19 protein-coding genes and 1 pseudogene are annotated in these 22,406 nt (G+C 68.1%); 13 read left to right on the top strand and 7 right to left on the bottom strand.

Going from position 1 to position 22,406, the window contains the following annotated elements; all coding sequences use genetic code 11:
• Positions 1-173 precede the first annotated feature (173 nt).
• The 6 genes from DFS13_RS02610 to DFS13_RS02585 all read left to right on the top strand — a co-directional run bounded on the left by DFS13_RS02610 (position 174) and on the right by DFS13_RS02585 (position 7,371).
• Positions 174-1,232: an NADP-dependent oxidoreductase gene (locus tag DFS13_RS02610; RefSeq protein WP_111441341.1), complete on the top strand. Its 1,059-nt coding sequence runs from the start codon at positions 174-176 to the stop codon at positions 1,230-1,232.
• Between the two features lie 93 nt (positions 1,233-1,325).
• Positions 1,326-1,625: a putative quinol monooxygenase gene (locus tag DFS13_RS02605; RefSeq protein WP_006482784.1), complete on the top strand. Its 300-nt coding sequence runs from the start codon at positions 1,326-1,328 to the stop codon at positions 1,623-1,625.
• A 150-nt stretch (positions 1,626-1,775) separates the two neighbouring features.
• Positions 1,776-2,231 carry a (2Fe-2S)-binding protein gene (locus DFS13_RS02600; protein ID WP_060266106.1) on the top strand — a complete coding sequence of 152 codons (456 nt, stop codon included), beginning with the start codon at positions 1,776-1,778 and terminating at the stop codon, positions 2,229-2,231.
• A 1-nt stretch (position 2,232) separates the two neighbouring features.
• Positions 2,233-4,452: a xanthine dehydrogenase family protein molybdopterin-binding subunit gene (locus tag DFS13_RS02595; protein ID WP_006494851.1), complete on the top strand. Its 2,220-nt coding sequence runs from the start codon at positions 2,233-2,235 to the stop codon at positions 4,450-4,452.
• A 15-nt stretch (positions 4,453-4,467) separates the two neighbouring features.
• On the top strand, positions 4,468-5,772 hold the full coding sequence (locus DFS13_RS02590) for a cytochrome c (protein WP_006482794.1): 1,305 nt from the start codon (positions 4,468-4,470) through the stop codon (positions 5,770-5,772).
• A gap of 153 nt (positions 5,773-5,925) precedes the next feature.
• Positions 5,926-7,371, top strand: a complete 1,446-nt coding sequence (locus DFS13_RS02585) for an NAD-dependent succinate-semialdehyde dehydrogenase (RefSeq protein ID WP_060212434.1) — start codon at positions 5,926-5,928, stop codon at positions 7,369-7,371.
• A 200-nt stretch (positions 7,372-7,571) separates the two neighbouring features.
• Here the strand turns inward: DFS13_RS02585 and DFS13_RS02580 are convergent, their stop codons facing one another.
• Together DFS13_RS02580 and DFS13_RS40730 are read right to left on the bottom strand one after the other, a co-directional pair.
• Positions 7,572-8,339: a glycosyltransferase family 25 protein gene (locus tag DFS13_RS02580; RefSeq protein ID WP_012493339.1), complete on the bottom strand. Its 768-nt coding sequence runs from the start codon at positions 8,337-8,339 to the stop codon at positions 7,572-7,574.
• 230 nt (positions 8,340-8,569) lie between these two features.
• The gene (locus DFS13_RS40730; RefSeq protein ID WP_230626806.1) at positions 8,570-8,851 is read right to left on the bottom strand and encodes a hypothetical protein; all 282 of its coding nucleotides are present in this window, start codon (positions 8,849-8,851) and stop codon (positions 8,570-8,572) included.
• 176 nt (positions 8,852-9,027) lie between these two features.
• Between DFS13_RS40730 and DFS13_RS02570 the strand changes: the two are divergent.
• A pseudogene (locus DFS13_RS02570) lies at positions 9,028-9,516 on the top strand (helix-turn-helix domain-containing protein); the annotation flags it as partial.
• 309 nt (positions 9,517-9,825) lie between these two features.
• Here DFS13_RS02570 and DFS13_RS02565 read toward each other — a convergent pair.
• Entirely contained in the window at positions 9,826-11,256 is a 1,431-nt protein-coding gene (locus DFS13_RS02565; protein ID WP_006492282.1) for an amidase, read from the bottom strand.
• 162 nt (positions 11,257-11,418) lie between these two features.
• Positions 11,419-12,438, bottom strand: coding sequence for a helix-turn-helix transcriptional regulator (locus DFS13_RS02560; protein ID WP_006494845.1), 1,020 nt, complete (start codon positions 12,436-12,438; stop codon positions 11,419-11,421).
• Between DFS13_RS02560 and DFS13_RS02555 the strand changes: the two genes are divergently transcribed.
• The 6 genes from DFS13_RS02555 (at position 12,422) to DFS13_RS40190 (ending at position 17,328) form a co-directional block, all read left to right on the top strand.
• Positions 12,422-13,522, top strand: coding sequence for a helix-turn-helix domain-containing protein (locus DFS13_RS02555; RefSeq protein ID WP_226245068.1), 1,101 nt, complete (start codon positions 12,422-12,424; stop codon positions 13,520-13,522). The two genes, DFS13_RS02560 and DFS13_RS02555, sit on opposite strands and share 17 nt — an antisense overlap.
• A gap of 110 nt (positions 13,523-13,632) precedes the next feature.
• Positions 13,633-14,079: a VOC family protein gene (locus tag DFS13_RS02550; RefSeq protein ID WP_006484235.1), complete on the top strand. Its 447-nt coding sequence runs from the start codon at positions 13,633-13,635 to the stop codon at positions 14,077-14,079.
• Positions 14,080-14,122: 43 nt separating this feature from the next.
• Positions 14,123-14,701 (top strand): hypothetical protein, encoded by a 579-nt coding sequence (locus DFS13_RS02545; protein ID WP_111441340.1) that lies wholly within the window; start codon positions 14,123-14,125, stop codon positions 14,699-14,701.
• A 220-nt stretch (positions 14,702-14,921) separates the two neighbouring features.
• Positions 14,922-16,133: a porin gene (locus tag DFS13_RS02540; RefSeq protein ID WP_077021125.1), complete on the top strand. Its 1,212-nt coding sequence runs from the start codon at positions 14,922-14,924 to the stop codon at positions 16,131-16,133.
• Between the two features lie 406 nt (positions 16,134-16,539).
• Complete coding sequence (gene pal / locus DFS13_RS02530; RefSeq protein ID WP_006492284.1) at positions 16,540-17,031, top strand: peptidoglycan-associated lipoprotein Pal; 492 nt, start codon at positions 16,540-16,542, stop codon at positions 17,029-17,031.
• A gap of 135 nt (positions 17,032-17,166) precedes the next feature.
• Positions 17,167-17,328: a hypothetical protein gene (locus DFS13_RS40190; protein ID WP_034202328.1), complete on the top strand. Its 162-nt coding sequence runs from the start codon at positions 17,167-17,169 to the stop codon at positions 17,326-17,328.
• 91 nt (positions 17,329-17,419) lie between these two features.
• Here DFS13_RS40190 and DFS13_RS02525 read toward each other — a convergent pair whose 3' ends face one another.
• From DFS13_RS02525 to DFS13_RS02515, 3 genes are read right to left on the bottom strand one after another with little or no spacing between them, the layout of a single operon-like run.
• Positions 17,420-18,679 carry a cytochrome c gene (locus DFS13_RS02525; protein WP_062885519.1) on the bottom strand — a complete coding sequence of 420 codons (1,260 nt, stop codon included), beginning with the start codon at positions 18,677-18,679 and terminating at the stop codon, positions 17,420-17,422.
• Positions 18,676-19,380, bottom strand: a complete 705-nt coding sequence (locus DFS13_RS02520; protein WP_006483632.1) for a (2Fe-2S)-binding protein — start codon at positions 19,378-19,380, stop codon at positions 18,676-18,678. The genes DFS13_RS02525 and DFS13_RS02520 overlap by 4 nt, the downstream gene beginning before the upstream one ends.
• The gene (locus tag DFS13_RS02515) at positions 19,377-22,253 is read right to left on the bottom strand and encodes a xanthine dehydrogenase family protein molybdopterin-binding subunit (RefSeq protein ID WP_069353974.1); all 2,877 of its coding nucleotides are present in this window, start codon (positions 22,251-22,253) and stop codon (positions 19,377-19,379) included. The genes DFS13_RS02520 and DFS13_RS02515 overlap by 4 nt, the downstream gene beginning before the upstream one ends.
• Positions 22,254-22,406: the final 153 nt, after the last annotated feature.

Raw genomic sequence — 22,406 nt, 5'->3', positions numbered from 1 at the left:
CCTTCATGACGAACGCTTCACGCTGCGTTACGCTGTCCCGATCGTTCCCACCGCCTGCCTGCGAGCGCACCGGCCTGACCGCCGATGCCGCCACGGGCGTGCACTTCCTGCTGGTCCATCCCTGATCCGATCGTGCCCACGAAGCACGTTCATTCCTGTTGACGGAGGCTCACATGCCGCAAAGCAAGACCGCAAACCGCCAGATCATCCTGAATTCGCGCCCGGTCGGCGCACCGACGCCGGACAACTTCCGCGCCGAAACGAGTGACGTGCCGGTGCCCGGCCCCGGCCAGGTGCTGCTGCGCACCGTCTGGTTGTCGCTCGACCCGTACATGCGCGGCCGGATGAGCGACGCGCCGTCGTATGCGCCGCCGGCCGAACTGGGCCAGCCGATGGTCGGCGGCACGGTCAGCCGCGTGGTGTCGTCGAACCTGCCGGCGTTTCGCGAAGGCGATCTGGTCGTCGCTGGAGCCGGCTGGCAGGATTACGCGCTGTCCGACGGACGCGACCTGATCCCGCTCGGCCGCGACTTCGCGCATCCGTCGTACGCGCTCGGCGTGCTCGGCATGCCGGGCTTCACCGCGTACACGGGGCTGCTGAAGATCGGCGAACCGAAGGCCGGCGAAACCGTGGTCGTCGCGGCCGCGAGCGGCGCGGTCGGCGCCGTGGTCGGCCAGATCGCGAAGCTGAAGGGTTGCCGCGTGGTCGGCGTCGCGGGCGGCGCCGACAAGTGCGCGTACGTGACCGGCACGCTCGGCTTCGACGCATGCGTCGACCACCACGATCCGGCGTTTGCCGCGAAGCTGAAGGACGCGTGCCCGAACGGCATCGACGTCTATTTCGAGAACGTCGGCGGCGCGGTGTTCGACGCGGTGTGGCCGTTGCTGAACGACCATGCGCGCGTGCCCGTCTGCGGGATCATCGCGCATTACAACGACGCGGCCTACGACGACAAGGCGCTGTCGACCGGCCGTGATCGGGTGCCGGCGCTGATGGGGGCGATCCTGCGCAAGCGCATCCGCGTGCAGGGTTTCATCATCCTCGATCATTATGCGACCGGCTATGCGCCGTTCCTGAAGGACATGAGCGAATGGGTCGCGCAGGGCAAGGTGAAGACGCTCGAGGACGTCGTCCCCGATCTCGCCGACGCGCCGCAAGCGCTGATCGGCTTGCTCGCCGGCAAGAATTTCGGCAAGGTCGTCGTGCGTGTCGGCCCGGACAAGCTGGCCTGATCCCTCCGCTCGACCACCTACCACCGTTGCACGCTGGCGTCGCCCGACGCCGGCTTGTGGCATGCTCGTTTCCGTTTGCAAAGGAGTGAAAAAATGGCGCTTCACGTGATTGCTTCGCTGTTCCTGAAACCCGAACACGCGCAGGCCGCCGAGGCCGAGCTGCGCAGCATGGTCGCCAAGACGCGCACCGAACCGGGCAACCGGCGCTACGACCTGTTCCGCGAACAGGACGGTTCGCCGAACCTGCATCTGTACGAGATCTACGACGATCAGGCGGCATTCGACGCACACCTCGCGAGCCCGTATTTCGGCGAATTCCGCACGAAGTCGGCCGACTGGTTCACCGCACCGCCGGTCATCAAGGTGCTGTCCGGCATCGACGTGGCCGAGTAACGACGCAGCACGCCACACCACCGCCGCGGCCCGCCCGCACCCGGGCCGCGCGGCACCCGTTGCGCACGACGCAACGGCGATGACGACGACCACACGGCGCAGCGCGCCTTGTTCGCGCCGCTTCCCCAATACAACGGCCCCGGAGGCTGAATGATCACCCTCAACATCAACGGCGAAAACCGCTCGGTCGACGCCCCCGACGACATGCCCTTGCTCTGGGTGCTGCGCGACGTCGTCGGCCTCACCGGCACCAAGTTCGGCTGCGGGATCGCGCAATGCGGCGCGTGTACCGTGCATCTCGACGGTGTCGCCGCGCGTTCGTGCGTGCTGCCGGTCGCCGCGGTCGCGGGCCGCAAGATCACGACGATCGAAGCCGTCGGCGCGACGCCGGCCGGCCACAAGGTCCAGCAGGCCTGGCGCGAGCTCGACGTCGTCCAGTGCGGCTACTGCCAGTCGGGGCAGGTGATGGCCGCTACCGCGCTGATCGCATCGAACCCGAACCCGAGCGACGCCGACATCGACGCGGCCATGGCCGGCAACATCTGCCGCTGCGGCACGTACAACCGGATTCGCGCCGCGGTCAAGCAAGCCGCGAAGGAGGTCTGACATGTCGCGAGGACTCCTCGAAGCAGGCCGGGCCGGCGCGGGCGTGTCGCGCCGCGGGTTTCTGAAACTCGGCATGTCGCTCGGTGCCGCGGCCGGCGGCGGCTTGCTGCTCGGCTTCAGCCTGCCGGCCGCGGGCGACGATGCACGCCGTTCGGTGATCGGCGGCGACGCGGCCGAACCCGCGGCGCCCGGCGTGTTCGCGCCGAACGCCTTCGTGCAGATCGACCGCGCCGGCAAGGTCACGCTGGTGATGCCGAAGGTCGAGATGGGGCAGGGCGTCTACACGGCGCTGCCGATGCTGATCGCGGAAGAACTCGAAGTGCCGCTGTCGAGCGTGACGCTCGATCATGCGCCGCCGAACGAGAAACTGTTCCTCGATCCGTTGCTCGGCGGCCAGCTCACCGGCGGCTCGACGTCGGTGCGCTACGCGTGGGAACCGATGCGCCGCGCGGGCGCCACCGCGCGCACGCTGCTGGTCACGGCCGCCGCGAAACAATGGAACGTCGATCCTGCCACTTGCCGCGCGGCGAACGGCGAGGTGCAGCATCCGCCGAGCGGCCGGCGCGCATCGTACGGCCAGCTGGCCGACGCCGCGGCGAAGCTGCCGGTGCCGAAGGACGTCGCGCTGAAGCAGCCGGCGGATTTCAAGCTGATCGGCACGCCCGCGAAGCGCCTCGATTCGCCGGAGAAAGTCGACGGCACCGCGCAGTTCGGGCTCGACGTGCGCCTGCCCGGCATGCTGTATGCGGTGATCGTGAACAGCCCGGTGTTCGGCGGCACGGTCGCGAGCGTCGACGACACGGCCGCGAGGAAGATCCCCGGCGTGCGCCAGGTCGTGCGCGTCGACAACGCGGTCGCGGTGGTCGGCGATCACACGTGGGCCGCGAAGCGCGGTGCGTCGGCGCTCGTCGTGAAGTGGAACGAAGGCGCGGGCGCGAAGGTGTCGACGAAGGATCTGTTCGCGGATCTCGCGCAGGCGGCGGCGAACGGCAAGGGCGCGGTCGCACGCAAGGAGGGTGACGTCGGCAAGGCGTTCGCGAACGCGAAGACGCGCGTCGACGCCGTCTACGAACAGCCGCTGCTCGCCCACGCGACGATGGAGCCCGTGAACTGCACGGTGCACGTGCGCGGCGACGGCTGCGAGATCTGGGTCGGCACGCAGGTGCCGACCCGCGCACGCGACACGGCGCAGCAACTGACCGGGCTGCCGCCGGACAAGATCGTCGTGCACAACCACCTGCTCGGCGGCGGGTTCGGCCGACGGCTCGAAACCGACATGGTCGGCCAGGCCGTGAAGGTCGGCAAACAGGTCAACGCGCCGGTGAAGGTGATCTGGACGCGCGAGGAAGACGTGCAGCACGACATGTACCGGCCGTGCTACTACGACAAGATCTCCGCCGGCCTCGACGCGAACGGCAAGCCGGTCGCGTGGCAGCACCGGATCGTCGGCTCGTCGATCATGGCGCGCTTCGCGCCGCCCGCGTTCAAGGACGGCGTCGATCCCGACGCGGTCGAGGTTGCGGCCGAACTGCCGTACGACCTGCCGAACCAGCTCGTCGACTACGTGCGCCAGGAGCCGCGCCACGTGCCGACCGCGTTCTGGCGCGGCGTCGGGCCGACGCGCGGCACGTTCGTCGTCGAGAGCTTCATCGACGAACTGGCCGCGCAGACCAAGACCGACCCGGTGCAATACCGCCGCGCGTTGCTCGACAAGACGCCGCGCGCCCGCAACGTGCTCGACGTCGCGACGAAGGCGGCCGGCTGGGGCGCGCCGCTGCCGAAGGGGCAAGGGCGCGGCGTCTCGGTGATGCACGCGTTCGGCAGCTTCTTCTCGATCGTCATCGACGTCGCGGTGGACGGCGGCGAGGTGCAGGTCAAGCGCGCCGTGTGCGCGGTCGATTGCGGGATGTTCGTCAATCCGAACACGATCGAGGCGCAGGTGCAGGGCGGCATCATCTTCGGGATCACGGGCGCGCTGTACGGCGAGATCACGATCGAGGACGGCCGCGTCGTGCAGACCAACTTCACCGACTACCGGATGATGCGCATCAACGAGGTGCCGCCAATCGAAGTCCATCTGGTGAAGAGCGGCGAAGCGCCGGGCGGAATCGGCGAGCCGGGCACGGCCGCGACCGCGGCGGCGCTGTCGAACGCGATCTTCGCGGCCACCGGCACGCGGCTGCGCAAGCTGCCGGTCGGCAACCAGCTGAAAACGGCCTGAGGGGAGGGGAACATCATGCGACATCTCACCCTGAACCTGAACACGCTCCGCGCGTCGTTGCTCGCGCTGTCCGCACTGGTGGGCGGCACGGCCGCGCATGCCGCGCAGCCGGCGCCCGCCGACAGCGCACTCGTCGCGCGCGGCGCGTATCTCGCGAAAGCCGGCGACTGCGTCGCGTGCCATACCGCGCCGCGCGGCACGCCGTTCGCGGGCGGCCTGAAGATGGTCACGCCGATGGGCGCGATCTACACGACCAACATCACGCCCGACCCGGAGACAGGTATCGGCGGCTATACCGAAGCGGATTTCGCCGGCGCGTTGCGCAAGGGCGTCGCGAAGGACGGTCACAACCTGTACCCGGCGATGCCGTACCCGTCGTACGCGAAGCTGAAGGACGACGACGTGAAGGCGCTGTATGCGTACTTCATGCACGGCGTCGAACCGGTGAAGCAGGCGAACCGGCCGTCCGACATCCCGTGGCCGCTCAACATGCGCTGGCCGCTCGCGTTGTGGAACGCGGTGTTCCTCGACACGACGCCGTACGCGGACAAGCCGGCCAAGGACGCGATGTGGAACCGCGGCGCGTATCTCGTGCAGGGGCTCGGGCACTGCGGGTCGTGCCACACGCCGCGCGGTGTCGGCTTCCAGGAGAAGGCGCTCGACGAAAGCGGCGCGGCGTTCCTGTCCGGCGCGTCGATCGACAACTGGTTCGCGTCGAACCTGACCGGCGAGCACAACACCGGGCTCGGCCGCTGGAACGAGGCCGACGTCGCGCAGTTCCTGAAGACCGGCGCGAACCAGCACGCGACCGCGTTCGGCTCGATGGTGAGCGTGATCAACCACAGCACGCAGGAACTGACCGACGACGATCTGGCTTCCATCTCGCGCTACCTGAAATCGCTGCCGGCGGCAGGCGGCACGGGCGCGCCGCCGTACCGCTATGATCCGAAGGCGACGCAGGTCGCGCTGGGCCGGCCGGCAGCCGATCCGGGCGCGAAGGTGTATAACGCTTACTGCCTGCATTGCCACGGGGCGGACGGGCGCGGCTATGCACCGTTGCTCGCGCCGCTCGCCGGCAATCCGAACGTGCTCGAGGCCGATGCATCGTCGCTGATCAACGTGACGCTGAACGGCAGCGACACGCTCGTGATCGGTGGCGTGCCGTCCGCGTATCCGATGCCGGCGTTCTCGAACCAGTTGAACGACCAGCAGGTCGCCGACGTGCTGACGTTCATGCGCGCCGGCTGGAACAACGGCGCGCCGGCCGTGCAGGCGGCGGACGTCGCGAAACTCCGCAAGGCGACGGCGGCCGCGCACTGAGCGCGGCGCGCCGCGAAACGAGGGCAGGCCGGCGTGCCTGCCGTCGATGCCGCCGGGTGCGTGCCTGCCCCGGCGGCTCGGCTTTTTCTGTCAACCGGCGCGTGGCCGTTCGCGGCAGCGCGCGTTTTATCGACGCAATGTAGGGGTGTCTGGATGGCTAACGTGACTTATACGGATACGCAACTGCTGATCGACGGCGAGTGGGTCGACGCCGCGAGCGGCAAGACGATCGACGTCGTGAACCCGGCGACCGGCAAGCCGATCGGCAAGGTGGCCCACGCGGGCATCGCCGATCTCGACCGCGCGCTCGCCGCCGCGCAGCGCGGCTTCGAGGCATGGCGCAAGGTGCCCGCGCACGAGCGCGCGGCGACGATGCGCAAGGCGGCCGCGCTGGTGCGCGAACGCGCGGACACGATTGCACAGCTGATGACGCAGGAGCAGGGCAAGCCGCTCACCGAAGCACGCGTCGAAGTGCTGTCGGCGGCCGACATCATCGAATGGTTCGCGGACGAAGGCCGCCGCGTGTACGGCCGGATCGTGCCGCCGCGCAACCTCGGCGCGCAGCAGACGGTCGTGAAGGAGCCGGTCGGCCCGGTCGCGGCGTTCACGCCGTGGAATTTCCCGGTCAACCAGGTCGTGCGCAAGCTGAGCGCCGCGCTCGCGACCGGCTGTTCGTTCCTCGTGAAGGCGCCGGAAGAAACCCCGGCATCGCCGGCCGCGCTGCTGCGCGCGTTCGTCGATGCGGGCGTGCCGGCGGGCGCGATCGGCCTCGTGTACGGCGATCCGGCTGAAATCTCGTCGTACCTGATTCCGCACCCGGTGATCCGCAAGGTCACGTTCACGGGTTCGACGCCGGTCGGCAAGCAACTGGCCGCGCTCGCGGGCCAGCACATGAAGCGCGCGACGATGGAGCTGGGCGGCCATGCGCCGGTGATCGTCGCCGAGGATGCGGACGTCGCGCTCGCGGTGAAGGCCGCCGGCGGGGCGAAGTTCCGCAACGCGGGGCAGGTGTGCATTTCGCCGACGCGCTTCCTCGTGCACAACAGCATCCGCGACGAATTCACGCGCGCGCTGGTCAAGCACGCCGAAGGGCTGAAGGTCGGCAACGGCCTCGAGGAAGGCACGACGCTCGGCGCGCTGGCGAACCCGCGGCGCCTGACCGCGATGGCGTCGGTCGTCGACAACGCGCGCAAGGTCGGCGCGAGCATCGAAACCGGCGGCGAGCGGATCGGCGCGGAAGGCAACTTCTTCGCGCCGACCGTGATCGCGAACGTGCCGCTCGAAGCGGACGTGTTCAACAACGAGCCGTTCGGCCCCGTTGCCGCGATTCGCGGTTTCGACAAGCTGGAGGAGGCGATCGCCGAGGCGAACCGTCTGCCGTTCGGCCTGGCCGGCTATGCGTTCACGCGTTCGTTCGCGAACGTGCATCTGCTGACGCAGCGCCTCGAAGTCGGGATGCTGTGGATCAACCAGCCGGCGACGCCGTGGCCGGAAATGCCGTTCGGCGGCGTGAAGGATTCCGGCTACGGGTCGGAAGGCGGGCCGGAAGCGCTGGAGCCGTATCTCGTCACGAAGTCGGTGACGGTGATGGCCGTCTGACGGTCGGTTGAGTGTGGGCGCGCCGCGATGCGTGCGGCGCGCCCGCTTTGCGGATGTCTCGATGCCAGTTGGGGGCGCCGTTCATGGGCGACGGTCGGCGGCTCGATGCCGGTTTAGAAAGGGCGGGTTCGGCTCGATGATCGCCCGGACTGGCGACGGCGCGCCGACGCGCCGGGTGCCGCCGCTTTCAATCGCAGGTCTCACGCGTCAATCGTTTTTCGCTCGTCAAGCGTTATCGGACTCGACGGACGGTGCTTCTTGGCGTACGCGCGTGCCGCTATACGATCGACCTTCCGGTGATATTTGGCTTTCAGCCGTTGTACGAGCGTGCGGGCGTCTGAGCGATCGAGGATCGTGGTCGGTGCGCCGGTGTCCTGGACGAATTGCGGTTCAGTGACAAACATCCGCTGCTCGTGTTCCCAATTGCGATCGAACGCGATATCGATGGCGTGCAAAATCCTGGACGTGTAATCGAGCATGGCTTCGGCTGCTTCGCGCGTGATCATGTAGCACTGCAAACCGACCGGGCTTTCCATCCACATCAGCTTTGTACCGCTCGACAGGTGTGCGTATTCGGTTTGCTCGCGTCTGTTGAGCCACATCAATCGCACCATGTCCCAGTGCTCGCGCGTGGCGTACAGTTCTTCGGTCGCGGATTTGAAGCCATCCAGTAACGCCACGTCGTCCTCCATGATGCAGCACGCGTTGCTCCCCGACTCCACAAGTTGTCGCCAGACAGCGCGATGACTGAGATAGCAACCGAGTTCGCCCGGTGACAGCAGCCAGCCGTAACGGCGAAGGCGGGCGCCGGTGTCGTACCCGGGGATACCGTGGCCGCAGCCTTTGAGTTCGAAGGCGTCGAAGAAGCGCGCATTGATATTTTGTTTCGCGAATTCCTCGACCATTCCTGCGCGGCGATCGTGTGCGCGCGCGAGTGAAATGCAGACGTATGACAGACCCCGTGTCATGCGAAATAACCCCGTAATAATTGAAAGCGTTTGGTCGGAAGATATCACACGCGTTACAACGCCCGAACTTCCTGCGTCGGCAGTTCAAATATTTCGGCGGTATCTGCGGGTGGGTCGATGCCTGTCCAGGGCGGCCCAGAATGCCATGCGCGCGGTAGAGCCAGCGCGAGCGCGCCACTTGGCGAGCACGGTCGCGAACGTGTCCATGAACACCGACTCATGGCAGCATTTCATCGAGCGGAACGTCCAGCGCGGATGTTCGCGCGTAGCAGCGACGGCGGGTTGACGCGCGTGCAGGCTGCCGCCGATTCATGGGCTGTGCTGTGCGCTTCGAGCGCCAGCAGGCGCAGGACTTCGAGGCGATGCCGCGGAATCGGCGAGCGGCCGGCGACGTAGTTCCGCACGGTGCGAATGCAGCAGCGGAGTGTTTGGGCGATTCGAGCGATAGACAGGCCATCGGTGAGCGCGAGCAAATCGGCTTGCGCGCCGTGACGGCAGGCGGCGGCATTCATAGGCGTTGCGGGCGGTGAACTACCGGTTTTCGCTAGCAACTCAATTTTACATAACGTGAATTATCGACAGTTTGTGTGTAGGTCCCAAGTTCAGATGTCGCGTTTCCGCTAAATAGAAATGTCGCGTTTGGACCTCGGTAAGCTTGCCGGCTCCCTGTCAGATCATGGAGCCGGCGATGCACCGAACAGCACTGGTGACATTGAGCATGCGAGAACTCGACCGTCTGAAGGTAATCCAGGCCGTAGTGGATTTGGGCCTGAAGCCTGGCCGCGCGGCCGAACGCCTGGGCCTGACGGTCCGGCAGATCGAGCGGTTGGTGATTCGATACCGGGAGTCTGGCGCGGTGGGCCTGACCTCGCGCAAGCGTGGCGGGCCTGGCAACCGGCGGCTGGATGCGGAGTTGGTCCAGTGGGCCGTGACGATCATCCGGGATCGCTACGCCGATTTTGGGCCGACACTGGCGTGCGAGAAGCTCCGGGAATGCCACGGCATCCAGCTCGCCAAGGAAACGGTACGGCGGCTGATGACGGAAGCTGGTTTGCGGGTGCCGCGCCGACAGCGACCACCGAAGGTTTATCAGCCGCGAGCACGCCGGGCGTGCCTGGGCGAACTGATCCAGATCGACGGCAGCGACCATCGGTGGTTCGAGGAACGGGCGCCGGCAAGATGTCGGGCATAGGGAGCGCCGTGAAGACTTGACGAGTTCTGATGAATCGGCGCGCTGCCGACAACGGCCGGCATGCGCCCCTCTACCCTATTCTGCCGTGCTCCGTGACGCCGCCGGTGGAATTGCGTCCGATCCTGGTGGACTCCGTTCCGGGTGTTCATGCGACAACCCCAGCCTCGGACATCCGCCCACATCGTCGACATGTCGCGACAAGCCCCCGTCAACTGCGACAACGACTCGCCATCCGCGCGCTGCTGCCGAGCACCCGATCGCGACATCGCACGCGGCCGCGTCGACCGCCGGCCATCAACCGCCGGCTGCATGCACGCGCGGCCGCCGCGTATGCCATCCGAGCGTCTGCTCCAGCGTGGCCGCGACCTGCAGCAACACCGCTTCGCTGCCCATCGGCCCGGCGAGCTGCACGCCGACGGGCCGGTCGCCCGACCAGCCGGCCGGCAGCGAAATCGCCGGCGTGCCGGTGATGTTGAAAAGCCCCGTGAACGGACAGTAGTCGAACAACTTGTCGCACCAGCCGCGCGCGTCGAGCGTCGCATCGTTCTGGTCGAGATGGCCGAGTTCGACCGTCGGCATCCGGGTGACCGGCGTGACCAGCACGTCATAGCCGCCGAAAAACCCGCCGACGTCGCGCGACAGCACATTGAACTGCATCAGCATGCGTTGCAGGTCGAGTCCCGACAGCCGGCGCCCGTGCTCGATGCATGCATGCGTGCACGCTTCCACTTCGCGCGGATCGTACGACCGCCCGAGCGCATCGGCGGCGCCCAGCGCGGCCGACGCAAGGAACGCCGTCCACGCGGTGCAGCTCGCCGACGCAAGCGCTTCGGCGTCGTACGCAGGTACGGCCACGTCGACGTCGTGGCCAAGCTGTTCGAGCGTGCGCGCCACCTGCTCGGCCGCGGCGACGCAATCCGGATGCGTGACGCCGGCGCCGGGCATGCGCGTCGCCAATGCCACACGCAGCCGGCGTGCGGGCGTGCGGATCGCGTCGGCATAGCGTTCGTGCGGCCGCGCGATATCGAACATCGCACCGGTCTCCGGGCCTTCGACCGCATCGAGCATTGCCGCGCTGTCGCGCACCGTGCGCGTCACGGCGAACTCGATGCCGAGACCGAACAACGGCAGGTTGTAGTCCGGGCCGACCGGCGTACGGCCGCGCGACGGCTTCAGCCCCACGAGCCCGCAGGCGGCCGCCGGCACGCGGATCGACCCGCCGCCGTCGTTCGCGTGCGCGGCCGGCACGATGCCCGCGGCCACCGCCGCCGCCGAGCCGCCGCTCGATCCACCGGCGCTGTACGCGGGGTTCCACGGGTTGCGGGTCGGCCCGTGCAGCAGCGATTCCGTCGTCGCGTTGAAGCCGAGTTCGGGCGTCGTCGTCCGGCCGAAGGTCGCAAAGCCCGCCCGCTTGAAACGCGCCATCAGCTCGCTGTCGGCAGGCGGCACGTAGCGCCCGGCCAGCAGCCGCGAGCCGCCGTCGTTCGCGACGCCGCCCGCATGCAGCACGAGATCCTTGATGAGGAACGGCACGCCGGCGAACGGCCCGTCCGCCGCGTACTCGAGCGGCTGCTCGAAAGTTTCGATGATCGCGTTGATTTCCGGGTTGACGCGCGCGGCGGCGGCTTTCGCCGCCTGCATCGCTTCGTCGGCGCTGACATGGCCGGCGCGGATCTCGGCGGCCAGGCCGGTCGCGTCGTAACGTACGTATTCCTCGATATTCATGGGCGTTCTCCTGCGTTCGTCGGGGGTGACGGATGTCATGATGGGCGGGACTGCGGTGAAGCGACTTCATTGAAGCCCGCGAAAAAACCATCCGAAATCGTTCAGATGAACGATGGGAACGTGCGGCAGGAATGCGGCGAACAGCGGGAAAACGCGGCGCGCTTACGCGAGCGCGCCGTCATCGTCGAGCACGCGGATCAGTTCGCTCTTCGTGGTCACGCGCAGCTTCACGTACACGCGGCGCAGATGATGCCGCGCCGTCGCCGGCGCGATGCCGAGGCGTTTCGCGACGCCCTTGTACGTGCAGCCGTCGCAGAAGATGCGCGCGACCGCCAGCTCGCGCGGGCTCAGCACGGCGCCGACGCCGGCCGCCCGCGCGCGCACCAGCACGTAATCGCCGAGCCGTTCGCTGTGCAGCCGGATACGCGCGCCCGACAACGCAGGCGGCGGCGGCGTGGCGTCGAACAGTCGGGCTCTCGCGTCGTCCGGCAAGCCGGTGCGATCCCACGACGGCCATTCGAGCGCGGCGAGCGCGAGGAACGCGTCGTCCGCGTACTGCAGCACGCCATGCGCATCGAACAGCGCGGAAGCCGCGCCGCCCGTCGCGCCATCGGTCGCGTGCATCCAGTGCAGGCGGTTGCATTCGAGCGCCGACGCCATGTGCTCGATCGCGAGTTCAAGCAGGTTCGCGTCGGCCGCGTCGAAGCGGCGATGCGTGCGGCGATACAGCGACAGGTGCGTGGCGCGTTGATTCCCGGCGTCCACGCACACGGCGAACAACACCTGTGCGATGCCCTGCGCCTTGCAGAACCGCCGCATCGTGTCGTTCAGCGGAACCGTCGACGTCGACGCGACGACGATCTTCTCCGACGATGTTTCCGCCAGTCGCGCCAGCGGATCGCGCAGCTTGACCTGCTCCCAGTCGTGCATGAAGCCCGGACGCAGATTGTGCAGGTACGCGCTGTGCGGCAACGGGCCGTCGGGCCGCAGGCTCGAATGGCCGAACCATGCGCCGTCGAAGTCGATGTGCTCGTTCAGCAACAGCAGGAGCCGGCGGTCGAATTCGTCGACGCGCGTGGCTTGCGGCAACCGGTAGAGCGGCAACAGCAGGCGGCCGACGCGCCGTGCAAGCGCGGCGCCTCGTGGCGGGATTGAGCGGGGGCGGATGGCATCGCGGGTCACTCGTCGTCTCCTGTCGCGTCGTCCGGGCGGCCGTGCTGTCGTGGTCGGCGCCGCCGTTTGTCGGGCGATTCTGGCATTTTTGCGGATCGCCGGCCACCGGTCGGAATCCGCTATCCGATACCGTTCGCGGCTGTCGTTCGGCGTGGGCGGACCGTCGCCGACGCGTTTGTGCGCCGATCGTCCGTGCCCGTCGGTTGAAACCGACCTTGCGCCCCCTACCCGATTCGTTTGTAGAATCGGCGTGTTCGCCGTCCACGACACGGGACAAGACATGATCCTCAGCCGCCGTCCCGCCGGATACCTGCGGCCCTTCATCGACTCGGTATGGGCATCGTATCCGCCGTTTTCGATCCGGGACGAACGTTGCCGCGAGCGCGTGCTGCCGACCGGCGCGGTACACATCGCGATCCGGCTCGATGCCGAGCCGTTGCGGCTATTCGACCGCGTCGAAGACGACACCGGCCGCACGGTCGGCGTCGCCGTGGTCGGCGGCGCACGGGCGTGCGCGTACCTCAAGGACGTCTCCGCGCCGGTGCCGACCGTCGGTGCGCTGATCCGTCCGGGCGCGGTCCGGCTCGTCACCGGCGTGCCGGCGTCGGCCTTCTACGGCCTGCACCTGTCGCTCGACGATCTGTGGGGCGCCGACGCTGCCAGCATCCGCGACCGGCTCGGCGAAGTCGCTTCCGCCGCCGCGCGGCTGGATCTGTGGGAAACGCTGCTGAGCGCACGGCTGCCGCGCGTGACCGGCATCGACCCGGCCATCGCCGCATCGATCGCGCAATTGAATCGTGGCACGGCGGTCCGCACGATCGTGCAGCAACTCGGCTGCAGCCATCGTCACTTCATCGCACAGTTTTGCGAGGCGGTCGGCATGCCGCCGAAACGCTACGGCCGCGTGCGCCGCTTCGCGCAACTGCTCGACGGCTTGTCGGCGGCGCCGCCGGCATCGTGGGCCGATGCCGCGGCGGCGGCAGGCTATGCCGATCAACCGCATTTCAATCGCGAATTCCTCGAGTTCGCCGGATTGTCACCGGAACAGTACCGGCAACGCGCGAGCGCGAACGGTTTTCACGTACCGCTCTGACTGCTGACGCACGACCGCCACGGTCGCCGCGGCGGTCAATTTTGTTCAAGACCGGGCGCCGGACGCCCGATAGGATCGAGCCACACCCACACCACCCACCGGAGGGCACCATGGCGATTCACGAAGTCTTTCCGTATCTGCGCGCCAAAAGCGCGGAAGACGCCATCGCGTTCTATGCGAAGGCATTCGGCGCGCAGGAGAAATTCCGGCTCGTCGAGCCGTCGGGGCGCATCGGACACGCGGAATTGCAGCTCGGGCCATGCACGCTGATGATCTCCGACGAGTTCCCGGAATACGATCTGTTCGCCCTCGACCCGGACGGCAACGCGCCGATGGTGCTCCATCTGCATGTCGACGACGCCGACGCGACGATCGCCGCCGCCGTCGCGGCCGGCGCGCGCGTGACCCGCGCGCTGCAGGACCAGTTCTACGGCGAGCGTTCGGGCAGGATCCGCGATCCGTTCGGTTACGACTGGCTGATCGGGCATACGATCGAAGCGGTCGAACCCGATGAAATGCAGCGGCGTTACACGGCGCTGATGTCCGGCGATCAGTGAGCATTCCGGACAGCGTACCCCGAACGATCCCCCGATATCCGCGATGCACTACCACCCCGACGACATCAGCCGGCTTTTCCTCGGTGTGCCGACGCTGCAGTTGAACCGCCCCGCGCCCGCCGAGCGGTTTCTCGCCGCCGCCGTCGCTACCGGCGCCGAACTCCGGCAGGTGCTGCGCGACTACCCGCAGGTCCGCTACCAGCCGCTCGACTTCCACTATCTGTGTCAGCAAAGCCTGTCCGCGCTGGACGACGCGCTGCTGGCCGACCTGACACGCGACATGCGGCACGGCTGGCGCGGCGCGCACTGGGCCGCGCTGCTGATCGCGTTGTCGGGCGACGCGCGCTATCTGCCGCACCTCGACGCGGCCAGGCGCCATCGCGGCGTCGAATGGGCCGCCGGGCTGGCCGCAGCCGCCTCGGCCGCCGATGCGCAATCGTCGGCCTGCCGTTGCTGCCGGTCGATCGTGCAGTTGCGTGCGCAACTGGCCGAGTTGCCGCGGGTGGTCGTCCGGTTGAGACCGTGGCCCTCGCCGGCAGCGCTCGAAGCGAGGACCAACGCCGTGCGCGCCGCCTTTCGAAGCGGCGGCGCCGACGCGGCGCTGCCGATCACCCGCCGCTAGACAGCTCGGCACGCAATCGCGCGATGGCGCGCTGAACCCGCACCCCGCCCCGCACGCCCCGCCTTTCCGACCGCCGCCCCCGCCGTCGACGCATCGCGATTCCGCGCGATTCCGCACAGGACCTTTCCTGTGCAACGCCTTAATCGACCGCCGCACGATCTCCAATAATGGCCGCTCGATCCATCGGCCGCCAGGCCGGACCCACAACAACAAAACTCCTATGCATTCCTGCCAAATGAACCCGCAGGCCGGCGCACGCGTCGCGGGGACCGTCATTGCCGCCTGCCTGAGCAGCTTCGTGCCGAATGTCGCGCATGCGCAGAGCAGCGTGACGCTGTACGGCCTGATCGACACGTCGATCACCTACTCGACCAACCAGCGCACGCGCGGCGCCGGCTCGCCCGGCGGCGGCAGCGTCGCGATGACGAGCGGCGCGCTGAATGCGTCGCGCTGGGGGCTGCGCGGCCGCGAGGATCTCGGCGGCGGGATGGCCGCGGTCTTCGCGCTCGAAAACGGCTTCTCGGGCACCACCGGCAAGCTGTCGCAGAAAGGCGTCGACCTGTTCGGCCGCCAGGCGTGGATCGGCGTGAGCTCGAAAACGGCCGGCACGCTTTCCTTCGGCCGCCAGTACGACCTGATCCTCGATTTCGTGACGCCGCTCGGCGCGTCCGGCCCCGGCTGGGGCGGCAACCTCGCCGTCCACCCGTACGACAACGACGATTCGAACCGCAACCTGCGCATCAACAACGCGGTGAAATATACGAGCCCGACGGTTCGCGGGCTGACGTTCGGCGCGATGGTCGGCTTCTCGAACACGGCCGGCCAGTTCTCCAACAATGCCGTGTGGAGCACGGGCGTGTCGTATGCGAACGGGCCGCTGAAGCTCGGCGCCGGCTACCTGAAGATCAGCCGCGACCGCAACGCGCCGAACCCGGACGGCGCGCTGAGCACGGTCGACGGCTCCGCGACGATCACGGGCGGCAACCAGCAGATCTGGGCCCTGGCCGGCCGGTATGCGTTCGGGCCGCACTCGGTCGGCGCCGCGTGGTCGCATTCGGCCACCGACGGCGTGACGGGCGTGCTCCAGGGCGGCAACATCGCGCCGCTGAAAGGCGAATCGCTGGTGTTCGACAACTTCTCGATCGATGGACGCTACTTCGTCACGCGCGCGTTGAGCGTCGCCGCCGCGTACACGTACACGATGGGCCGCTTCGACACCCGCACGGGCCAGACGCGTCCGAAATGGAACCAGGTCGTCGCGCAGGCCGACTACGCGCTGTCGAAGCGCACGGATGCGTATCTCGAAGGCACTTACCAGAGCGTGAGCGGCGGCAACGGCAATCCGGCGTTCAACGCGACCGTCTGGACCTTGACGCCTTCGGCGAACAGCAACCAGGTCGTCGTCGCGCTGGGGTTGCGGCACAAGTTCTGACGAATGCGGCCTCGCGCGGCCGCCCGGCTGCATCCGACGAGCACGTCACCCGTCACCCGATCGCCGTGATCGACACGAGAAAGGCCGCGCCCCGTGCGCGGCCTTTTCGCTGTGGCGGGCGTCGGGTACCGCGTACGGCGCGCGGAAGCAAGAATGCCTCCCGACTGTCGCATTTGCGCAAAAAATGCGAAGAAACTGGTCACGTTGTGACATTTTTCCTAATCTGTTTGCAGCGACGCCGCGATTCGGCGTTCCGGTCGCAACATTCTTTCATCTGGCGCACCATCGGCTTACGAGCCTGCATCACGGCAACGGAGCCGGACCTTTCGCGCCATGGCGGCCGGACAGCTGCGTGCGGACGGCACGCAGCCACGCTTTCAACGCAGTCAACCGCTGGAGACGAACGATGAGCAAAATGAACCGAATTGCGGTCCTGGCAACTTTCGTACTGCTGGCCGGTTGTCACAACGCGGCGAAAACGCCCGAGAATGCCGGCGCGGCACCGGAGCCCTCGAGCGAAACCGTCGCGACGGTGACGGCCGACGATCTGAACAATCCGAACAGCCCGCTCGCCAAGCGCAGCATCTACTTCGATTTCGACCAGTACTCCGTGAAGCCTGAATTCCAGTCGCTGCTGCAGGCGCACGCCGACTACCTGCGCAGCCACCCGGCGCGGCACGTGCTGATCCAGGGCAACACCGACGAGCGCGGCACGTCCGAATACAACCTCGCGCTCGGCCAGCGCCGCTCGCAGGCCGTGGCGAGCGCGCTTCAGACGCTCGGCGTGCCGGCCACGCAACTCGAGGCCGTCAGCCTCGGCAAGGAAAAGCCGGTCGCGCTCGGCCACGACGAGGAAGCGTGGGCGCAGAACCGCCGCGCCGATCTCGTCTATCGTTGATCCGGCGTCGCCGCGGCGGCGGCGATACGCAAAAAGCATGGAATAAACGCGCCGCCGAAACGTCTTCTCATCGCGCAGCCGCGCGGTTCACGCGAACCGCCTTTCCCGTGGCCTGCGCGCTGCAAGGAGATTGCAATGAAATCGGCAACGTTGGCCGCGGCGCTCGTCGCGGCGCTGGTGCTCGTGCTGTCGGCGGGCTGTACGTCGTCGGGCAGCGGCGTGTCGCAAGGACCCGGCATGAGCCGGTATGGCGGCTCGGGAGGTAGCGGAGGCGGCGGAGGGGGCGGCGGCTACTGACGCGCCGCCGTCAGGAAAACGGGGCGGCGCATCGCGCACGGGCACCGGAAACCGGCTGCCTCGTGCGCGACGCCCCGCCCCGGGGCGCGACTCAACGCATCGCCTTCACGTCGGCCGGCGTGACGCTCGCCGGCTGGCCGCCCCACGTCGCGCGCAGGTAGTTCGCGAGCTGCGCGAGTTCGTCGTCGCTCAACGTTTTCGCGAAACCCGGCATCGGCTGCAGGTTTTCGAAACCGGCGAACTTCTGCTCGTCGATGCCGTCGAGCATCGCGACCAGCAGGTTGCGCGGATCGCCCTGGCGCACCGTCGAGTTGCCGTTCATCGGCACCGCCACGTGCGGCTTGCCTTCGCCGTTGAAACCGTGACAGCCCGCGCAGACCGCGAGATACACCGAGCGGCCGGCGGCCAGTTGCGCGGCATCGGCCGATACCGGCTTCACCGGTTGCGGCGCGGGCGGCGTATCGCCGAGCAGGTACACCGACAGTCCGCGCAGGTCGTCCTTCGTCAGGTACTGCGTGCTCAGGTGCACGACCGGATACATCTCGCCGAACGCCGAGCCTTGCGGCGCGATGCCGACGCCGAAGAACGTCTGCAGGTCGGTGCCCGTCCAGCCGCGCGCGGCGAGGCCGGCCGGCGTGATGTCGGGCGCGGCCACGCGGCCGAGCGCGGCCCCCGCGAACGGCTTCGCGCCGTCGAGCTGGCCCGTGAAGGCGCGCGGCGTGTGGCATTCCGCGCAGTGGCCGAGCGCGCCCGCGAGATAGCGGCCGCGCTGCCAGTCGGCGGATTGCCCGGTCGACGCATCCGGCAGGCTGTCCTTCAGGAACAGCATGTCCCAGAAGACCATGCCGAAGCGCAGGTTGTACGGGAACTTGAGTTCATGCGCGCGGTTTTCCTGCGCGACCGGCTTGACCGTCTTCAGGTACGCGAACATCGCGTCGGCGTCGGCACGCGTGAGCTGCCGGTACGACGTGTACGGCATCGACGGATACAGGCGCTTGCCCGGCGCCTTGCCGTCGTGCAGCGCGGCATAGAAGTCGTCCGCGCTCCAGTTGCCGATCCCGTGATCCTTGTCGGGCGTGATGTTCGAGCCGTAGAACGTGCCGAACGGCGATTCGAGCGCCGCGCCGCCGGCGAACGGCGCGCCGTCCTTCGCGGTGTGGCACGCCGCGCAGTCGGCGGCCTTCACGAGATAGCGGCCGCGCGCGACCGGGTCGGCGCCGGGTGCGCCGGACGCCGCGTTCGAGGCCGGCGCGTCGTGGCCGCCGCACGCGGCGAGCAGCAGCGCACAGGCCGCTGCGAGCGCGGGCAGGCGCGCGGCCCGCGCGACACGATGAGCGAGTGTGCGGTTCATGCGGCGTCCTTCACGAGTCCCGGCGTCGTCAGCACCACGTCCTTGACGGCTTCGTAGTAGCGGACATAGCCCGTGCAGCGGCAGAGATGCGCGTCGAGCGCGTCGGTGATCGTGCGTTCCACGTCGGCCTTCGCGATCGGCTCGCGCTTCAGGCGTTCGATCAGCACGGTCGCCGCGTTGACGAAACCCGGCGTGCAGTAGCCGCACTGGAAGCTGAAGTGTTCGAGGAACTTCTGCTGGATCGGCGACAGCTCGACCACTTCGCCGGCTTCGTTGCGCTTCGCGTGGCCTTCGATCGTGCGGATCGAACGGCCGTGGAAGAAGTGCGCGCCGGTAATGCAGGTGCGCATTTCCTCGCTCGTGCCGTCCGGCTGGTCGACGATCACGACGCACGCATGGCAGATGCCCTGCCCGCAGCCGAGCCGCGACCCGGTGAGGCCCGCGTACTCGTGCAGGAACTCGATCATCATCAGACCTTCCGGCACCTGCATCGGACCGACGGTCTTGCCGTTGATCCTGACCGACAGCGGTTTCTGCTGGAACCGGACGAGCGGACGCTCGACTGCGGCCGCGGCCGATGCCGGCGCAGCCGGGGCAGCGGGAACGGACGCCGATGCGGCCGAAGTTGCCGCCGGTGCGGAAGCGCCAGTCGCAGCCACGCTGGCGCTCGCGGCCGAAGCCGCGGTTTGGGCGGTCGTCATGCGAGCACCTCCTGAATCTTTTGCGGGGTCACCGGCAGGTCGGTGAAACGATGGCCGATCGCGTGCGCGATGCCGTTCACGATCGCGCCGACGACGGGGATCATCACCACTTCGGCGACACCCTTCGGCGGATCGGTCTCGGACAGCGGCGGCAGCATGTCGCCCGTCTGCGTCCAGACGGCGACGTCGGACGCGCGCGGCAGCTGGTAACGGTTGAAGTTCCACGTCCCGTTGCCCGGGCCGTCCTCGTAAAGCGGCAGGTACTCGTGCAGCGCATGGCCGATACCCATCGCGAGACCACCTTGCAACTGGCCCGACACGAGCTGCGGCGAAATCTGGTTGCCGCATTCCATGATCGAATGGTGCGTGAGCAGTTCGACCTTGCCGGTCGCTTCGTGCACGGCCAGCTCGACGAGCGTGCCGACCGCCGTGTAATACGTGACGGCCGCGTTGTTGCGGCTCGTCGGCGGGATGAACACGCGCTTGCGGTCCAGCACGCGGTAGCCGTTCGCGGTCGGCGGCAGCGTGCCGCGCAGCGCGGTCGCGCCGGCCGGCGCGGCGGTGCCCGGGATCGGACCGTCATCGCCCGTCTTCGGCGCGCCGACCCGCAGCGACAGCCCGTCGATCGGCAGACGCTCGACCGCGCCACCTACCTCGAATTCCGCATCGGTCCACTGCCAGCGGTTGAACACGTGCACGACGGCGCCGGTCGGCAGGCCGAGCGCGTGCGCCTGCTTCGCGAGCTGTTCGAACGTCAGCGGCTCGAGGCCGTCGGCGGTCAGCTTGCCGTCGACCCAGCGCGCATCCTCGATGCGGATCGTGTACGGCGCGGCCTGGCCGCCGCCGAGGCCGCGCGTCCAGATCGACATCGCGGCCGGCCACAGCCCGTAGCGGAACACGGCGCGCGCGGCTTCGCGCGTGCTGTGCGTGAAGTAGTACGCGGAGTTCGTCGCGCTCGACGGCGACGCATAGCCCGGCGACCAGCGCGGGTTCGCGCTCAGGCGGTCCTGGTCGGCCTGCGACATCAGGTACGGGTCGCCGCTCGTCTCGACCGGCAGGTCCGGCCATTCGGTCACGGCCACGCGCACGTCGGTCGCCGGACGGCCGAGCCATTTCGCGACCGCGACGGCCTGCGACGTCGACATCCCGGTGCCGATCTCGGCCGCGGTGTGCTGCAGCGACACCTTGCCGTGCTCGTCGAATTCGACCTTCGCGAACGACGCTTCCGCGCCCGTGCCGAAATCCTTCTGCACGCACGCGAAGCCGACGCCGTAGCGCTTGCCCGGATGCGCGGCCTCGAATTCGGCCTTGCGCGCGGCGCGACGCGTCCACAGCGGATGCTGCTTCGCGCGCTCCAGCACTTCGTCGACGCGCAGCGCGCCGGCGGGAATCGCGCCCTGCGTGTTCTTCATCCCCGAACGCAGCGCGTTGCGCAGACGGAAGTCGATCGGGTCGATGTTCAGTTGCGCGGCGATCTCGTCGACCGCCATCTCGGTCGCGGCCATGCTCTGCAGCGTGCCGTAACCGCGTGCGGAGCCGGCATCGATCGCGCGCGACGCGATCGCGACGGCCGCCAGGTCGCTCTTCGGGAAGTAGTAGATCGATTGCGCGGCGGTGGCGCCGACCATCGCGACCGACGGCGAGAAGTTCGAGCGACCGCCGCCGTTCGCCTCGAAGTCGCCCTTGAACGACTGCAGCAGGCCCGTGTTGCGGTCGACCGCGATCCGGTAACGCATCTTGAACGCGTGACGCTTCAGCGACGTCTGGAACTGTTCGTAGCGGTCGTTCGCGAAACGCACCGGGCGGCCGTCCGCGTACAGCGCGCAGACGAGGCCGTAGAACGGCACGTTGAAGTGGTCCTTCGAGCCGTAGCCGACCGTGTAGCACGGATGCACGAACAGCTTCTTCACCGGGAAGCGGCATTTCGCGACCATCGCGGCCGCGTTCTCCGACACTTCGAGCGGCGACTGGGTCGGCACGACGAGGTGCAGCGATTGTGTCGCGGCGTCGTACCAGCAGTTCGCGTTGTCGGGTTCGAGCGCGGCCGTATCGACCGACTGCGTGTTGTATTCGCGATCGAACACGAGCCAGTCGGCCGACGGATGGTCGAGCTCGCTGGCGATCTGCCCGGCGAGGAACATGCCCTGCTCGTCGAGCTTGCCGTGCTCCTTGCCGTCCGGCCAGACCGGCAGGTGCTTGCGCATCATGCTCGGGAAGATCGGCGCGTCCTTCAGGCTCGAATAGACGTCGTCGTCATAGGCCGTCTTGCCGCCCACGCGCACGTAGCGGAAGGTGCCCCACGGATCGCGCTCGAGCGGGCCCGTGACCGCGCCGTAGCGGATCACGTCGTCGCGGAACTTCAGCGCGTTCTTCGCGAAGCGGAAGCGCGCGAAGTCGTGATAGATCAGGATCGCGACCGCATGGCCGAGATACGCGGGCGTCTTGCCGGCCGGCAACAGCATGTCGTCGCCGTAGAACGCCGGGAACGCGACGCCGTCGCGCGCGAGATCGTCGGCCGTGACCACGCGGTCCGGCTTCAGCTCGTCGCCGAGCAGCGACAGGTCGAAACCTTCGTACGTGCGGTCGGCCTGCGTGACGCGCAGGATCAGCGCGTGCGACTGCTGCTGCGGCCAGTGCGGCATGTCGGCGGCGCGTACGTCGCGGGCGAACACTTTCGAGCCCGTGACCTTCGCGATGCCGTCGATGCGGAATTGGGGGATGCCGGTGACGCTATCCCACTTGACGGGGGTGAGGAGTTTTTCTTCGAAGAGCGCCGCGAACGCGCGGCTGCCGATGGGCGCGACATACACCGCGACGCCCGCCAGCACGCTGGCTTTCAGAAAACCCCGCCGTGACAGGCCGTGGTTTTTCATTGGGGGGAACCTCCTGATGCGGCTCGGACGGCGATCGGGTGTCGCGGCGTTCGGAGCGGCGCGCATTCTGGCATTGTTTTTGATATATCGCCTATAGTATTTCTCGCATGAAATACTTATTGGATTTCTTATAACGGGATTCAGCCGGGCTGC

The sequence above is a fragment of the Burkholderia sp. 28_3 genome (assembly GCF_003253915.1).
GTDB classification, from domain to species: domain Bacteria; phylum Pseudomonadota; class Gammaproteobacteria; order Burkholderiales; family Burkholderiaceae; genus Burkholderia; species Burkholderia cenocepacia.
Note: the sequence above shows the minus strand (reverse complement) of the source record. Positions and strands in the feature narration are given on the sequence as shown.

Coding starts and splice junctions, on each gene's coding strand:
- DFS13_RS02610 (WP_111441341.1), top strand. CDS start 174: ATGCCGCAAAGCAAGACCGCAAACCGCCAGATCATCCTGAATTCGCGC.
- DFS13_RS02605 (WP_006482784.1), top strand. CDS start 1,326: ATGGCGCTTCACGTGATTGCTTCGCTGTTCCTGAAACCCGAACACGCG.
- DFS13_RS02600 (WP_060266106.1), top strand. CDS start 1,776: ATGATCACCCTCAACATCAACGGCGAAAACCGCTCGGTCGACGCCCCC.
- DFS13_RS02595 (WP_006494851.1), top strand. CDS start 2,233: ATGTCGCGAGGACTCCTCGAAGCAGGCCGGGCCGGCGCGGGCGTGTCG.
- DFS13_RS02590 (WP_006482794.1), top strand. CDS start 4,468: ATGCGACATCTCACCCTGAACCTGAACACGCTCCGCGCGTCGTTGCTC.
- DFS13_RS02585 (WP_060212434.1), top strand. CDS start 5,926: ATGGCTAACGTGACTTATACGGATACGCAACTGCTGATCGACGGCGAG.
- DFS13_RS02580 (WP_012493339.1), bottom strand. CDS start 8,339: ATGACACGGGGTCTGTCATACGTCTGCATTTCACTCGCGCGCGCACAC.
- DFS13_RS40730 (WP_230626806.1), bottom strand. CDS start 8,851: ATGAATGCCGCCGCCTGCCGTCACGGCGCGCAAGCCGATTTGCTCGCG.
- DFS13_RS02565 (WP_006492282.1), bottom strand. CDS start 11,256: ATGAATATCGAGGAATACGTACGTTACGACGCGACCGGCCTGGCCGCC.
- DFS13_RS02555 (WP_226245068.1), top strand. CDS start 12,422: ATGGCATCGCGGGTCACTCGTCGTCTCCTGTCGCGTCGTCCGGGCGGC.
- DFS13_RS02550 (WP_006484235.1), top strand. CDS start 13,633: ATGGCGATTCACGAAGTCTTTCCGTATCTGCGCGCCAAAAGCGCGGAA.
- DFS13_RS02545 (WP_111441340.1), top strand. CDS start 14,123: ATGCACTACCACCCCGACGACATCAGCCGGCTTTTCCTCGGTGTGCCG.
- DFS13_RS02540 (WP_077021125.1), top strand. CDS start 14,922: ATGCATTCCTGCCAAATGAACCCGCAGGCCGGCGCACGCGTCGCGGGG.
- pal (WP_006492284.1), top strand. CDS start 16,540: ATGAGCAAAATGAACCGAATTGCGGTCCTGGCAACTTTCGTACTGCTG.
- DFS13_RS40190 (WP_034202328.1), top strand. CDS start 17,167: ATGAAATCGGCAACGTTGGCCGCGGCGCTCGTCGCGGCGCTGGTGCTC.
- DFS13_RS02525 (WP_062885519.1), bottom strand. CDS start 18,679: ATGAACCGCACACTCGCTCATCGTGTCGCGCGGGCCGCGCGCCTGCCC.
- DFS13_RS02520 (WP_006483632.1), bottom strand. CDS start 19,380: ATGACGACCGCCCAAACCGCGGCTTCGGCCGCGAGCGCCAGCGTGGCT.
- DFS13_RS02515 (WP_069353974.1), bottom strand. CDS start 22,253: ATGAAAAACCACGGCCTGTCACGGCGGGGTTTTCTGAAAGCCAGCGTG.